Annotated in this window: 10 protein-coding genes and 7 pseudogenes; 7 read left to right on the forward strand and 10 right to left on the reverse strand. The window is 56.0% G+C overall.

Translation table 11 applies throughout. The annotated features are described in order from the left end of the window. A pseudogene (locus JCM13995_RS09805) lies at positions 1-443 on the forward strand (M24 family metallopeptidase); the annotation flags it as partial. Positions 444-787: 344 nt separating this feature from the next. Continuing rightward, a complete protein-coding gene (locus JCM13995_RS14585) occupies positions 788-940 on the forward strand; it encodes a hypothetical protein (RefSeq protein ID WP_156314429.1) in 153 nt (50 codons plus the stop codon). A gap of 89 nt (positions 941-1,029) precedes the next feature. On the opposite strand, the gene JCM13995_RS09810 is transcribed toward JCM13995_RS14585, so the two are convergent. Further along, positions 1,030-1,506 (reverse strand): YtxH domain-containing protein, encoded by a 477-nt coding sequence (locus JCM13995_RS09810; protein ID WP_263849645.1) that lies wholly within the window; start codon positions 1,504-1,506, stop codon positions 1,030-1,032. Between the two features lie 84 nt (positions 1,507-1,590). After that, entirely contained in the window at positions 1,591-2,028 is a 438-nt protein-coding gene (locus tag JCM13995_RS09815) for a DUF948 domain-containing protein (RefSeq protein WP_054665154.1), read from the reverse strand. A 171-nt stretch (positions 2,029-2,199) separates the two neighbouring features. Here JCM13995_RS09815 and JCM13995_RS09820 point away from each other — a divergent pair, with 171 nt between their 5' ends. The 3 genes and pseudogenes from JCM13995_RS09820 to JCM13995_RS09830 all read left to right on the forward strand — a co-directional run bounded on the left by JCM13995_RS09820 (position 2,200) and on the right by JCM13995_RS09830 (position 4,623). Further along, positions 2,200-3,075, forward strand: a complete 876-nt coding sequence (locus tag JCM13995_RS09820; RefSeq protein WP_225350836.1) for a mechanosensitive ion channel family protein — start codon at positions 2,200-2,202, stop codon at positions 3,073-3,075. 18 nt (positions 3,076-3,093) lie between these two features. After that, on the forward strand, positions 3,094-3,987 hold the full coding sequence (locus JCM13995_RS09825) for a DUF368 domain-containing protein (RefSeq protein WP_054665157.1): 894 nt from the start codon (positions 3,094-3,096) through the stop codon (positions 3,985-3,987). 139 nt (positions 3,988-4,126) lie between these two features. Then, positions 4,127-4,623, forward strand: a pseudogene (locus JCM13995_RS09830) (GNAT family N-acetyltransferase). A gap of 36 nt (positions 4,624-4,659) precedes the next feature. Here JCM13995_RS09830 and cbpB read toward each other — a convergent pair. The 4 genes and pseudogenes from cbpB to JCM13995_RS09850 all read right to left on the reverse strand — a co-directional run bounded on the left by cbpB (position 4,660) and on the right by JCM13995_RS09850 (position 8,288). Continuing rightward, on the reverse strand, positions 4,660-5,145 hold the full coding sequence (gene cbpB, locus JCM13995_RS09835; protein WP_054665160.1) for a cyclic-di-AMP-binding protein CbpB: 486 nt from the start codon (positions 5,143-5,145) through the stop codon (positions 4,660-4,662). A 161-nt stretch (positions 5,146-5,306) separates the two neighbouring features. Beyond that, positions 5,307-5,990: pseudogene (locus JCM13995_RS09840) on the reverse strand (LutC/YkgG family protein). Continuing rightward, positions 5,983-7,459, reverse strand: a pseudogene (locus JCM13995_RS09845) (LutB/LldF family L-lactate oxidation iron-sulfur protein). The pseudogenes JCM13995_RS09840 and JCM13995_RS09845 overlap by 8 nt, the downstream one beginning before the upstream one ends. Next, a pseudogene (locus tag JCM13995_RS09850) lies at positions 7,456-8,288 on the reverse strand ((Fe-S)-binding protein). Before JCM13995_RS09850 ends, JCM13995_RS09845 begins: the two co-directional pseudogenes overlap by 4 nt. A gap of 354 nt (positions 8,289-8,642) precedes the next feature. Between JCM13995_RS09850 and JCM13995_RS09855 the strand changes: the two are divergent. After that, entirely contained in the window at positions 8,643-9,380 is a 738-nt protein-coding gene (locus JCM13995_RS09855) for an MIP/aquaporin family protein (protein WP_054665163.1), read from the forward strand. Between the two features lie 93 nt (positions 9,381-9,473). On the opposite strand, the gene JCM13995_RS09860 is transcribed toward JCM13995_RS09855, so the two are convergent. Together JCM13995_RS09860 and racE are read right to left on the reverse strand one after the other, a co-directional pair. After that, positions 9,474-9,989 (reverse strand): metallophosphoesterase, encoded by a 516-nt coding sequence (locus JCM13995_RS09860; RefSeq protein WP_054665166.1) that lies wholly within the window; start codon positions 9,987-9,989, stop codon positions 9,474-9,476. A gap of 4 nt (positions 9,990-9,993) precedes the next feature. Further along, positions 9,994-11,426, reverse strand: a pseudogene (racE, locus tag JCM13995_RS09865) (glutamate racemase). Between the two features lie 151 nt (positions 11,427-11,577). On the opposite strand from racE, the gene JCM13995_RS09870 reads away from it, so the two are divergent. Then, positions 11,578-12,045, forward strand: coding sequence for a DUF2507 domain-containing protein (locus tag JCM13995_RS09870; protein ID WP_054665171.1), 468 nt, complete (start codon positions 11,578-11,580; stop codon positions 12,043-12,045). A gap of 69 nt (positions 12,046-12,114) precedes the next feature. On the opposite strand, the gene trxA is transcribed toward JCM13995_RS09870, so the two are convergent. Together trxA and JCM13995_RS09880 are read right to left on the reverse strand one after the other, a co-directional pair. Next, positions 12,115-12,435: a thioredoxin gene (trxA, locus tag JCM13995_RS09875; RefSeq protein ID WP_054665174.1), complete on the reverse strand. Its 321-nt coding sequence runs from the start codon at positions 12,433-12,435 to the stop codon at positions 12,115-12,117. Positions 12,436-12,544: 109 nt separating this feature from the next. Next, a pseudogene (locus JCM13995_RS09880) lies at positions 12,545-14,780 on the reverse strand (endonuclease MutS2); the annotation flags it as partial.

Below are 14,780 nucleotides of genomic sequence, written 5' to 3' on the forward strand. Positions count from 1 at the left end.
GTGCTGTTTGACCTCGGTACCGACAATCATGGCTACATGAGTGACGCCACCCGCACCGTCGCGTTTGGCCAAGCGTCTCCGAACAAGCCAAGGAGCTGCACAAGGTTTGCCTCGAGGCCCAGCTCGCGGCGCAGTCCGCAGTCCGGCCAGGCATGCGGGCAGCAGCGCTCGATAAGATTGCCCGTGACATCATTGACAAGGCAGGCTATGGTGAGTACTTCAACCACCGCCTTGGCCACGGCATCGGCATGTCAACGCACGAGTATCCGTCCATCATGGCTGGCAACCAGATGGAGCTGAAGCCTGGCATGTGCTTTTCCATTGAGCCCGGCATCTATGTGCCAGGCGTGGCCGGGGTCCGCATTGAAGACTGCGTGCACGTCACCGAAACCGGTTGCGAGCCATTCACCCACACGCCAAAGGAATTCACCGTCATCGACTAATTCAACGCTCGGCGCAAACGCCGAGCGTTTTGTTTCCCACCAAACAATAGTGAAATCACAAAAATGTTATTGAAAGCGCGACTGGTTGTGAAAATACCGCGGAATTTAAGCATCAAATAAACGATGAGGCAAAAATGAGATTCTAAGCACAGCGCATTTACCGTTGCTTAGCGGAGGCTTGTGAAGCCTTTAGAAAGGCCACTGCGAAGGCCTTCGTGCATTCTGAATTAAACCCTTGTGTTCATTTTGTAAACACATGAAAACTAATGTATTTATTATTTGCACATTTCGACCTAGCACGTTATGGTTATGATGAAAAATAAGGAACGAGGAGGAAAGAGATTATGCCTGTATCTGATATCGAACGTGCGCTGAGCCCACAAATGGGTCTGCCGAATGACCTGATGTTGAAGCTGATGCACCAGCACATCGAGCAAGTTGCAGAACATGCGCGTGTGCGCAAGGAAGCTAAAGATTCCAAGAAAGCTTCAAAGTAATTCTATATAACGAGCACCTGTGGGCAGCGGCCTGCAGGTGCTTTTTATACGGACGCAAAAAGCCGCCCAGGTTGCCTGGGCGGCTTGCGTTAACGCACTGATCGGTTAGGCTTGCGGCTGGTCGTCCTCGGTTGGCAGCGACGGATCCTCGTCGTTGGCCGCGGCTGCATCAGCAGCACTGGCTGCTGCCAGATCCGCATCGGCATCCGCGTCATTGGCGTCTTCAACGCCGTCGTCGTCCGCCTTCTCTGCTTCATCCTTGGCCTGGGCAAAAGCGCTCTTGCGTCCAGCACAATGTCGTCAAAGGCATCCGAGTTCGCGGTTTCCGGCGCATCGGTCAGTTGATCTTTCAAGGCTTGCGTGGCGTCGTCGTAACTGGCAACGTCACCGTCATCCGCCTTTGCAGCAGCTTTCTCCTTTAAGTCAGAAACCACGCCCTGAGCAGATTCGCGCCATTCCGCCGTGGCGTCCTTGGCGTAGTCATAGTAGTCCGCCGCCCGGTCAGCCAAGTCATCCTTGGTCTTAGTAAACTTTTCCTTCAGCTCATCGCTGTTTTGTGGTGTCAACAGGTACGTTGCAACCAGGGAGCTGGCTGCGCCTAAAACAAAACCTAAAAAGAAATGACTCTTTTTTTGCCATAGAAATGCCTCCTAATGTGATTTACTTTCTGTGTCTTTGTTCTTTGTAAAAAGGTTCATTGCCTTTTGACCAACTTTGGCCGCCACGGTCACCTTAGCGCCGCTTTTGGCCCCGCTGGTGACTTTTTCGGCCAAGTTACGCGTCGAGGTGTTCAAGTCAGACACGCTTTCACCCAACTCACCAATGGCCGTGAACACGGGATCGATGGCTGCGACCTTGCCATTGACATCGTTCAACAGCACATTGGACTTGGTCAAAAGTGCCTCGATTTCGTTCGTCAATGGCTTGATCTCACCGTTGACGGTATCCAGTGTGTGGTTCACTTCCGTAACCGTCTGCTTGATCTCTTTGGTCACCCCGGACAGGCGAATCGCGATGATGGCAACCGCCAAGGCGATGATCAAAAAGGCGACCGCGGCAATCACGCCGGCAACTTCTGCTCCTGACATGCAACACCCTCCTTTAACATACAAAAGCTCTGCATGCGTATACAATTAGAATATCATCATTAGTAAGGCGCGGCAAACGTTTCGCTAAGTTTCTGTGCGAGTACACCCCCTGGCCCTAGGCGTGGCCCACCGCGATTTGGTACACTAGAAGGAACACAAGGAGCGAATAACGTGAAGCATTTATTTTTGACCACCACCATGACCACCCAGCCAAGCGCCTGGGTGCGCTACTTTCAGCGGATCGACTGGAGTCAGATCCTAGACAAAGTCCTCGGGACCACGCTAGAAATCATCTTGTTCAGCGTCTTGTTCCTGTTAGTCAACAGCATCGGCAAACGCCTGATCAACCGCGGCTTTAAATCCTACACAAGCCGCCCTGGTATTTCCAGCACGCGGGCCAAGACCATGCACACCTTGAGTATCAACGTGTTGGGCTACACCGTCTTCTTCTTCTACCTGTACGCAGTCCTCAGCGTGCTGGGGGTCCCGGTGGGCAGCCTACTGGCCGGCGCTGGAATTGTTGGCATCGCGTTGGGCCTGGGTGCGCAGGGATTCGTGGCAGACGTGGTGACCGGCTTTTTCATTTTGCTTGAGGGCCAGATCGACGTCGGTGATGCGGTCCGCCTCGGCGAGGTCACCGGCACCGTGACGGCAGTCGGGCTGCGCACCACGATCGTTAAAAGCTACGATGGCACGGTCAACTACATTCCCAATCGCAATATCACCATTGTCTCGAACCTCTCGCGCAGCAACATGCAGGCGCTGGTCAGCCTGCCGATGCGTGCCGATGCGGATCTAAACACCGTGCGCGAGGTGATCGACCAAGTGAACGACACGCTGGTGCCGAAGGTGAAAGCCATTCGGCAAGGACCGGAGATCTTGGGCCTGACTGCAAGCGCCAATGGTACCTTCTCGTACCAGGTCAAGTTCTTGACCCAAAACGGGGAGCAGTTGGCCGTCCAACGGCAGTTTCTCGCCGCCTACATCGAAGCGCTGCACAAGGCGGGTATCGATCTGCCCAGCGCGCCCTTAACGCTCACCAAATAAATTCTTGGAGGACTGCCCTTGATCAACGTCATCAAAGGTGCCTTGATCGGCATCGCGCTTGTGATCCCCGGCCTTTCCGGCAGTATTTTCGCCGTCGTTGTGGGCCTATACGACCACTTGCTCACGGCCATCAACCATTTTCGTGAGGCCCCCAGGCAACACACCAAACTGCTGGTGCCGGTCACCCTCGGGGCAGTGGTAGGCGTACTGCTTTCGACCCGAGCCGTGCTGCTGGTCACCACGGCCTGGCCGCTAGCCAGTTACGGCTTTTTCATCGGCCTAGTGCTCGGCATTGGCCCCTTCGTTTGGCGAAAAGTGCGGCAAGTGCCCTTTCGCGCCGGGTACCTGCTCCTGCCAGTCCTAGGCTTTGCACTGATTTACGGACTAGCGCAGCTTGGCGGCACAGAGCCGGAAAACTTGATTGCCTTGACTCACCTCAGCGGGCCCAAGGATGCATTGACCATGGCCTTCGCTGGTGTCTTTGCCGTCGCCTTAATGGCCATTCCCGGCATTTCCGGATCGATCATGCTGATGGTGATCGACCAGTACGGTACCGTGTACAACGCCGTTGCCGCGCTGGGGCCGGCGCTCCAGGCGCTGCTCGCGGGCAATTGGGAGGGGCTGTGGAAGCACTTGAACACGGCAATGCTGCTCGTGCCATTCATAGTTGGTGCGATCGTCGGCCTTCTCATCATCGCCAAAATCATGGAGGCCTTGTTGCGTCGCTATGAGGCGCAGGTGTACTACGCGGTGATCGGCATTGTGCTGGCTGCTGTCCTCATCTTGATTGAGACCGAACTGCAGCCTTACTGGCCGGCAAGCGGCCAACTTGGCGCCGGTGTCCTCGTGTTAGCCAGCGCAGCAGTCGGCATTCTGGCAACCTTATTTCTGGACCGGCCCGCGGCCAAATAAACGGCGTATTGCATCAGCCCCTGGCTAACCCGCTTGTCACGAACTCTTCGCTTACTTGCGGAGAGCTTTTTGGATGGACGTCTTTTCTTTTACCCGCTGCTTTCCTATAATCGAGCCAAGACGGAAGGTGGTGTCGGTATTGACGTTAAATTTTGAATTGGCGACCCTGCAGGATCTGCCTCGCGTGGTCGCTATCTATAATCAAAGCATCCCCGGCCGGTTGGCGACCGCCGACTTAGAGCCGGTCAGTGTGGCCTCGCGTCAGGCATGGTTTGCCGCGTTTGACCCCAGTCGGCGCCCACTGTGGTTGATGAAGGAAAACGGGAACGACGTGGGCTGGGTTGGTTTGGAAGACTTTTACGGCCGGCAGCTTACAGTCACACCGCCGAAATCAGTATCTATATTGACCAACACCACCACCATGAACACTTTGGCCAACAGGCGCTGACTTATGTGTTTGCCCAGCTGCCAAGACTCGAGCTGCAGGCGCTGGTCGCGTTCGTATTTGCCCACAACCAGCCCAGTTTGGGCCTGTTTGCAAAAAATGGCTTTGCCGAGTGGGGACTGCTGCCAGGCGTCGCCGAACTGGACGGCCAGCGGCGCAGCCTAGCGATTCTCGGTCGCCGTTTCGACTAAAAGAATCGACTGAAAGGGCCGATTCTTTTAGTTATTTTAATGATGTGTCGCCGCTGGTTCTTTAGCCGTAATGGCGTATTGCTTGTCGATGTTATGGCCGATGTAGTTGATCCCTTTCATGACTTCACGCCGGGTCACAATCCCGGTGAACGTCCCATCATCTTGCACCACTGGCAGGAAGGCACTGTCCACCAGCGCGTGAAGGACTTCTTCAATGTTGTACGGATCATCGATGGTCGTGACGCCAGTTTCCATCACGTCGCGCACGCAGAACTCATCCAGAGGCTTGGCCGTGATCTCGTCCAGGCCAAGCATTTTGTCCGTGATCATCGGCAGCGATAAAAGCCCCTTGAAGTGGTCATCGTTGTCCAGCACCGGGATCTTGGCGTAGCGCACCTTGGTGAGCACGAGGAACGCATGGCGCAATGAATTGTCCTCGTTCACACTCGCAATCATGTCCCCAGGAATCAGGAAGTGGCTGCGGTTTTGGGTCATCATGTGGTCGATCACTTGATTGATCAAATAGAATCGCTCCTTTTCAGTACGGCTCTATTCTACCGGAATCACGTGATGAAAGCACTCCCATGATCTGACCTTTGCGGCTTTTTAATCTGTGTGAAGAAATTAATAACAGGCCGGCAGACAATTCAATTGTCCATCCGACCTGTTGTTTTACCGGTCGGTCACGATAGGTAGGTCATGTCCAACGGCCCGTGCACCCCGACAATCAGCACCATCTCAATATCCCCCGAGTTAGACGGCCGGTAATAAAATTGATGTTGGAAGTCTGAAGGCGCCCCGCCTTGATTTCGCCATCGTACCAGTCGGCGGCTTGGCGCGAGCGGGCGACGATGCGACTGGCCGGAATGATGGCCAGGTAATGCGTCGGCAGAAAATGAAACGCACGCCCCTGCCCCGGCGTCGTTGCCGCAGTGATTGTCCCGGATTCCGCCAGCAGAAAGTCGGCAAACCCAATCGCCGCGTCCGCATCTGCGGCCGCCTTCAAGTTCGCCTCCCGGCCCGCCCCTGGAGTCCAATAGGTCGGGACCGGCTGAACCTGCTGGCGCCAGTCCTCCAGGCCAAAGCGCTGGTAAGCGTCACTGGTCGGCAGCAGCAAGGTCTTCGCCGCCTTAGCCTGAATAAACGCATCAAGCAGCCGGCAGCCCCGCCGTATTCGTGGTCTGGTACCTCACGTGGACGGCCTCACTGTTTTGTTTGGCCAGCGCCGCCAGTTCCGCAGGGGTTTTGTCCGCCAGCGTGGTCTCAGGCAAATCATTCACTGGCACCAGCGGGTGATCTTGAAGCTGGTGCCGCGGCCTACCCGACTTGGCTGCGAGCCCATCCAAGAATGCTTCACGCTCAGTCATCTTGCTTTGCCTCCTGCTCCTTGTGGTGCTGCTTGAACCAGCTCCGGAAGTTCTCACTGTGCTTGGGCATCTCCGGCAGATCTCGCACATCGGTCCAGCCCTTGGCCATGGACGGTGCTTTTCTGATGATGCCTTCCGGGTACTCGTTTTCGACTGTGATTGGGGCGTGCTTCGTCAGCGGGGCCATGGCCACGTGATCGGCCGTCAGGGCCATGCGAAACATCGCCGGTGTCGAGGTCGCGACCCCAATGCCCTTCATGATCACATTGTTGAACGACTTGTCCGTGTGCAGCTTGTTCATCATCACTTCCCGGTGCTTGATCAGCAGCTCATGAAGCGGAATGCGAACCGGACAAGTTTCGGTGCAGGCCCCGCACAGGCTCGAGGCAAACGGCAAATCGCCGAACTGTTCGTAACCGCGCAGGACTGGCGACAACACCGCCCCTATTGGGCCTGGGTAAATCGAGCCGTAGCCGTGACCGCCGATGTGGCGATAAACGGGGCAAACATTCAGGCAGGCGCCGCAGCGAATGCATTGCAGAACGGGCTCAAACGGGGTCCCCAGCGCGTTGCTGCGGCCGTTGTCCACAATCACTACGTAGAAGTCCTCAGGCCCATCGCTTTCGCCGCTGACCTGGCGCGTAGAGAAACTGCAGTACGAGGTCAACTTCTGGCCGACCGCCGAACGCGCCAGCATATTGTCCAGTACCTCGGCCTCCTTAAGGCTTGGCACCAGGCGCTCCATCCCCATCACGACCACCTGGGTCTTCGGAATCGCCATGACCAAATCCGCATTGCCTTCATTGGTGACCAGGTTGATCAGCCCGGAATCCGCTACGCCGAAGTTGCATCCGGTAATGCCCATGTCGGCCTTCAGAAACGAGGCACGCAGATACTTGCGGGCAAAGCGGGCGAGGTGCTGCGGATCATTATCGCCGGTGTAGCCGAGCTTTTGAAAAATGGTCCGGATCTGATTGCGATTCTTGTGCAGGGTTGGGAAAACGATGTGAGTCGGTTCGTCCCAGTCGTCCTCCTGCAAAATAAACTCCGCCAGATCAGTTTCCAGCAGGGACAGGCCTGGAATCTTCAGCAGCTCCTTATCCAAATCGATTTCGGTGGTCACCATCGACTTGGACTTAACGACGTGGTGCACCTGCTTTTCTTCCGCCAAACGTTTGATGAAGTCACTGGCCTCTTTGTCGGTTTTGGCGAAAAAAGACGTGGCCGCCGCGCTTTTCGATGTTATCTGCAAACTCCTCGAGGTAATCCGGCAGATAACGGATCACATGCTGGCGGATCTGCTCGCCCAGATCTCGCCACTGCTCCCAGTGGCCAAGCTCGTTGCGCGCAGCCGTGCGCTTATCCCACTGAGCGTCTTGAGCCTTGGCCACCGCCTTTTGCATAAATTTGTCCTGTTCGGATTCTTTAAGACGGGTCAAGAACGGCTCGTCTGAGGTTTTGATGGTCATGCACCCACCTCCTTCTTCACATCACTTTGGGTGTAACCCTGGTTGTAGCCACCAGCGTATAGCTCATCTCGGTCTTCCGCCGGCGCGTACTTGATCCGGCTTGGATCGACGTTGTGATTGAGAACTTCGGCGATGTGCATGATCTTGATCTTTTCGCCGCGCCGGTTAAACCGGCCGGCGATGTTCATCAAACACGCTGGGTCGGCAGAAATTAGAACGCTGGCACCGGTCGAGATCACATCGTCGACTTTCTCGTCGACCATCTGCTTGGAGATCTCAGGCTCCTTGACGGAAAACAAGCCGCCAAAGCCGCAGCAATTCTCAAGGTGCGGCAGCGGTACCATCTTCAGATTCTTCACGTGATCGAGCAGCACAGATGGACTGGTGCGTTCACCCAACAATCGCGTCATGTGGCACGAGCGATGATAGGTCGCCGTGGCAGCCAACTCAGCGCCGGCATCGAGCACACCCAAGACCCGGTAAAGGAACTGAGAAAACTCCCAGGTCTTGGCCGCGACCTGCTTTGCTTTTTCAGCGTACTCAGGGTCGTCCTTCAACTGGACTTGGAACTCCCGCAGCATATTGACGCATGAACCGGCCGGCCCCACGATGTAATCCGCATCAATGCTCAGCAGGGCATCAATCTGGTTCTTGAAAACCGGCTGAGTCTCCTTGACGTAGCCGGAGTTAAACGTCGGCTGCCCGCAGCAGATCTGTTTGACTGGCATTGCGGTGTCACAGCCGAACCGTTCCAACACCTCCACCATGGCCTTGCGACATTGGGGAAAAACAGGTCGACGATACAGGTGGAAAAAATCACAACTTTCATTGCTCACCCCTCCAAAGCGCTGTCCCCACACAGCAGTCCTAATTAGATTGATTCCAATGTCAGTATACTCCCTATCAGGTGATTTAGGGGCAAAGAGTCGCGCAACATCGTTATTTTTCTGGATCCAAGAAATTCGTGAAAGCATTTTCAAAAAAATGCCGTTTTTCTTTCATTTTGCTGTGTTAGTCCAGGTTGTGTTTGTGAAATTGGTCTCAGACAGTTTTGCTTTGTGCGTTATTTCATTAGTTGAAACCGCTTGCATTATTCACAAACCTTGTTTACTATTTTCTTATCGCTTGATAAACTAGACAGCATGTCACTGCAATTTTCAGAAAATTCAATGGAGGCAGTAAAATGACTTACGATCTTTGGACCCGACTCTTCGCAGAGTTCATGGGTACCGCCATTATGGTTGCACTGGGCAATGGCTCAGTCGCCAATGTGGACTTAAAAGGGACCAAGGGCAACGGTTCCGACTGGATGCTGATTGCTGTGGGGTATGGCGCCGGCGTCATGATCCCGGCGATGATGATTGGCGGGATCTCAGGCAACCATATCAACCCGGCGTTCACGATTGGCCTAGCCGTTGCGGGCATGTTTCCGTGGGCGGAAGTCGTCCCTTACCTGCTCGCCCAGTTTGCCGGCGCCATGTTCGGCCAGCTTTGGGTGGTGGCGGCGTACAAGCCGCACTACGACCTGACGACTGATCCCCGGCACATTTTGGGAACGTTCTCGACCATCAACGCCACCTCGAGCAAGCTCAACGGCTTCGTCAATGAATTTATTGGGTCGTTCATTCTTTTCTTCGGTGCGCTCGGCATCACCAAGGCGCCATTTTTCCAGAATAACCTCGGCACCGCGCACATGGCCCTGGGCTTTCTGGTCGGGACCCTGGTCGCTTCGTTTGGCGGCCCCACCGGACCGGCGCTGAACCCCGCGCGTGACCTCAGCCCTCGCATCCTGCACGCGCTGCTGCCACTGAAGCACAAAGGCTCATCAGACTGGGGCTACGCCTGGGTGCCTGTGGTTGCCCCCATCCTCGCCGCCATTTGCGCGGTACTGTTGTACAAGAGCGTCTTTCTGCGCGGCTAAATGGGAGCGGTCTTAATCCAATCGACACGCCACCCAAAAGCGCCTGTTGCCGGTGAAATTCACTGGCAACAGGCGCTTTTCATTGACTGGAATCTAACGACCGAACCGGCGGGTGAGCTCTGGCGCCGGCTGACCATTTCGCAGGTAATACGTCACGGTGAACTGCGCATCAGTCGCCTCAATCACAGCGTAGGTGCCGCCAAGCGATGCAAATTCGCCGCGCGGCTGACTAATGCTGCCAGGGTTCAGCACTAGAATGCCTTGATGCATTTCCACGCCCAACTGGTGCGTGTGACCAAAAATTGCCACTTGCGCCTTCGCCTTTGCGGCCGCCTCAATCAGCAGCTTCAGGGTGAAGCCAACACTGAACCGGTGGCCATGGGTCAGAAAAATGGTGAGCCCCGCAACATCAAGCGTGCGCGTCATTGGGAAGCCCTGGTCAAAATCCATGTTGCCGCGCACGGCCTGGTAATGATTGAAAATCGGGTCGTCGGCCGCAAACTCGGAATCACCAGCGTAAAGGTAAGCATCGGCCTCTGGTTGCTGCGTCAAAATGTCCTCGAGGATCTGATGATCCCCATGCGTATCACTCACTGCGACCAGTTTCACGTTCTTAGTCCTCCTTGTACCAGTCTCGCCACTTGGCCTCAAGCGCGCGCATCGCGTTGCCGCGGTGGCTGATTTGGTTTTTTTCGCTTTGGCTCAATTCTGCCATGGTTTTACCCAGCTTTGGCAGGTAGAAGTACGGGTCGTAGCCGAAGCCGTTATCACCGCGCGGGACGCCGGTGATGCGGCCCTGGACACTGCCATCGACCACCAAGTCTTCGGCCGGTCGGTTAGGTTTAGCAAACACCAGCGTCGTGTGAAACGTTGCCGTCCGTTTCTCAGCCGGAATGTCGGCTAAGTTGGCGATCAGCTTGGCGTTATTGGCCGCGTCATTGTGCCCTGAACCGGCGTAGCGTGCGGAAAAGACCCCAGGAGCGCCATCCAGCGCGTCAACCATCAGACCCGAATCGTCCGCCACCACTGGCAGCTCTAAGGCCTTCGCGTAGCCGTCAGCCTTGAGCCGCGCGTTTTCTTCAAACGTTTTGCCGGTTTCAGGCACTGTGGCCACGGCCGGAAAATCAGCCAAACTTTTGACCGTCAGACCGTCCGCCTCAAACATCGCGGCCAGCTCCTTGACCTTGCCCTGGTTTTTAGACGCAATCACCACCGTTTTGAGCGCTGCCGGCTGCACATCAGTCGGTTCCTGATCAATGACGACCCGGCTCGCCGCCACTTTCAGCTTTAGCCAGTTACCGGCGATCAGGTTGAACATTTTAGCGTTACCTGTGGTGTAGAACTGATTCGTCGCCGGCTGACTGCCATCCGCGGCCAAGCCGAAGTAGTCAAGCAGCATCGACACCTCGCTGACCGTTTCGGCGCCGGAATCGATCAACGTCACGTCATCGCCCATCACGTTCTGAATCAGCGGCCGCAGCAACGGATAGTGCGTGCAGCCCATCACCAGCGTGTCAATGCCCTGGTGCAGCAGCGGCCTGAGGGTCTCCGCCACCACGCGCTTAGCCACCGGCGAAGTCATTTCGTTTGATTCCACCAGCGGCACAAATTTAGGCGCGGCCAGCTCGGTCACTGTGACCTGAGCGGCCTTGCGTGAATCGTATCGGCATAGGCGTGGCTGCGCACTGTACCTTCCGTACCGATGACCCCGATGTGATTGGTTTTCGTTGCCTTGATCGCGGCGCGGGAACCAGGCACGATCACCCCGACGACCGGGATATCCAGCTTGGCCCGCACATCGGGCAGCGCCGCCGCAGTGGCGGTGTTGCACGCGATCACTAGCATCTTGATGTGCTTTTGCAGTAGAAAATTGACCATTTGCCAGGTGAATTCACGCACCTGGGCGGCCGGTCGCGGACCATACGGTAGCCGGGCCTGATCGCCGAGGAACACGACACTTTCGTTGGGCAACTGGCGCAAGGCTTCCCTGACCACGGTCAAGCCGCCAACGCCGGAATCGATGAACCCAATAGGTTGGTTGTTCATTATTTGCCTCCGTCTGAAAAGTTCTGAACCTTTATTGTGCGGCTATCCGATAAAAATTTCAAGACGGTGCCGTCTACGCTGTTTTTCCCTGAAAAATTTCGCTATACTGAAAAGGAATGCGGCGCCTAGGCGCTGCCTGAGGAGGGTGCTCATGGCCAAAGGAACATACAAAGATCTACTGTCGATGCAGGCAGACGGGCCATTATTCGGCCAGCTAATGCTGCGTGACCTGTTGCTGCCGGACCTGCTTGGCCAGGAAACTGCCAACATTGCCTACTGGGCCGGGCGCGATTTGGCGCGTAAACTGCCTGTGACGGAAGAGGATCTGACTAAACTGTTCGCTCAGGTGGGATTCGGGACGTTGACGCCGACAACGGCTAAGAAACAGGAACGTCATTACCTGCTGACTGGCACCGTCGTGGAAACGCGCATCGCCAACTTTGACCATCCCGACTTCCGCCTCGAGGCTGGCTTTCTCGCCCAAAGTCTGCAGCAGATCCTCGGCATTGTGGTGGAAGCGAACCCGAGCGTCGATGCCCACAAACGCCAGGTCGACTTGACGGTGGCCCTTGACCCCAAGTCCGAGCAACCGGTCTCGCCAACATCGCTGCAGTTATGAGCCCTAATAGACGCTAAACTAAAAAGTCTAGGCAAGCGCACATCGCGTCTGCCTAGACTTTTTTGGCGGTTAAGCCGGGGTCTTCGTGTACTTATCCAAGACGTTGTTGAGCTGGTCCTTGGTCTGATAACCAACCAGCTTCTCAACGACCTCGCCGTCCTTCTTCACGATCAAGGTCGGGATGGCCATGATGCCAAAAGCACCTGGGGTCTCAGGGTTTTGGTCAACGTCCATCTTGGTGAACTTAACGTCTGAACGATCCTTTTCCAGCGACTCGATCACTGGGCTCTGCATCTTGCAAGGGCCACACCAAGTTGCCCAGAAGTCGGTCAAGGTGACGCCGGTGTCGGTTTCCTGCTTAAAATCCTGATCACTTACTACTTTAACCATAACGATTCCTCCTCGTCTAATTCAAACTACGCTATCGCCTGTCCTCTTACTATTCGTAACCATTGTAGCATGACCGTCAAGCGGATTCAACTAAATTGCCTGCAATTAACTACTTAAACTGCACAATGGTCGCGCCGGAGCCGCCCGCATTCTGCGGAGCAAAGCCGAACTTCTTCACCTGGGAATTGCGACGCAGGTACTCAGTCACCCCGTTGCGAATTGCCCCGGTTCCAAGCCCGTGAATGATGGTGACCTGAGGATACCCAGCCAACAGCGCCGAATCGATATAACGGTCCAGCCGCGCCATGGCGTCCTCGTAGCGCACGCCGCGCAAATCCAGCGTGGTATCAGGGCCACTGGCCGCCCCGCCCTTGACAATGGCCACACGCCGTTTGGGTTCTTGTTCCGTGGGCTCTGCGACCTTTTCCAGATCCGAGGTTTTAATTTTCATCCTCAAGATCCCCAGTTGCACGTTCCAGTGCGTCTTGTCTACTTGGTCTAGCAAATCACCGGTTTGATCATAAGACAGCACCCGGACACGGTCGCCAGGGTGCAGCGCCAACTTTTTCTTTTCACGGCGCAGCACCTTGTTCTTAGGCTGCGGCTGATCCTGATGCAACTGCTTCAAGCCAGTTTTGGCGGCGATCAGCTGATTTTCCTTCACACTGCCGCTGCCAGCTTTTTGCATCTGACGCAAATCACGGATGATCTTGTCGGCTTTCTTCTGGGCCTTTTCCACCATCACGTTGGCCTGGTCACGCGCTTGGCCAGCTGAGCTTCGCGCTCTTTTTCAAAGGCGGTGTAAGCAGCCTGTAAATCAGCAAGCAGTTTCTGGGCCGCATCCGTGTCTGCCCGAGCCGCTTTGTACTCCGTTTCGGCGGCCTTGCGCTGACTTTCCAAATCTGCGATCATGTTGTTCAAGTCGTGACTGTCATCTGCGATCAGCGACTTGGCGCGGTCAACAATCGCATCGTCCAGCCCAAGGCGCCGAGAAATATCAAACGCATTTGACCGCCCCGGCACGCCGATCAGCAACCGATACGTGGGCTGCAAAGTCGCGGCATCAAACTCCATCGAGGCATTGATCGTGCCCGGGGTGTTGTACCGTAAAGTTTCAGCTCCGGATAATGGGTCGTTGCAACCACGTCGGCGCCAATCGTGCCGACCTCGTCCAAAATGGCGATCGCCAGCGCCGCGCCTTCCTGCGGATCGGTCCCAGCCCCCAGCTCATCGAACAGGACCAGTGCCTGATCGTCCAGGTGGTCAAGAATGTCAACAATGTTGGCCATGTGACCGGAAAAGGTGCTGAGGCTTTGCTCAATGCTTTGCTCATCGCCGATGTCGGCGAAAACGTCCGAGAACACACCGATGGTACTTTCCTCGGCTGCCGGAATGAACAGGCCCGCCTGGCCCATCAGCTGCAAGAGCCCCAAAGTCTTCAGCGTGATGGTTTTCCCACCGGTGTTCGGGCCGGTGACCACAATGGCCTGATAGTCCTTGCCGATCACGATGTCGTTAGGCACGACCTTATGTGGGTCCAGCAGCGGGTGGCGCGCCTGGAGGATGTCGACCTCATTTTTTTGGCGACACGAGGGGCTCGGTCGCCTTGATTTCCCGGGCATAGCGGGCCTTGGCATTGATGAAGTCGAAATGGCCCAGCACCGCCGCATTACGGGCGATTTGCTTACTGTATGGCGCAACCGTTGCGGAGAGCTCCGCCAGCACGCGCGCAATTTCCTGCTGCTCCTCGATTTGCGCCTCGCGCAACCGGTTGTTCATCTCCACGATGGCTTGGGGCTCGATGAACAACGTCGCACCAGAAGCACTTTGATCATGCACAACGCCGGCGACTTGACCGCGTGAATCGGACCGCACCGGCAGAACAAAACGGTCATCGCGCAAGGTAATGATCGGATCGGATAGGTACTTTGCCATGTTGCCGTGGATATAAGAATCCATCCGACTGCGAATGTTGGCCTCCAGCTGCCGAATCTGATTGCGAACGGTCCGCAACGTCTCGCTGGCCTCATCGGTCAGGTTGCCTTCTTCGTCCACTGCTGTATACAGGCGCCGTTCCAGTTCAGGCAGGACCGTCAACTGCTGCTGAAGCGTGTACACGCGCCGCAGTTCAATTTTGTCAGTGAGGTCAGTTAAAAAATCATCCACCGCGCTGACGCTGCGCAAGACCCGTGTGAGCTGCGCCAGCTCCTTGCCGTTCAGCGTGGCACCGATGTCAACGCGCTTCAGTGCCGGCCCGACATCGCTCAGCTCAGGCAGCGGCATGCCACCTTTAAGGCGTAGAATCGACGCCCCCGTCCGCGGTTTCGTCCAGGGCCTCTTGCACC

The sequence above is a fragment of the Lacticaseibacillus camelliae DSM 22697 = JCM 13995 genome (assembly GCF_001311195.1).
In the GTDB taxonomy this organism is placed as follows: Bacteria; Bacillota; Bacilli; order Lactobacillales; family Lactobacillaceae; genus Lacticaseibacillus; species Lacticaseibacillus camelliae.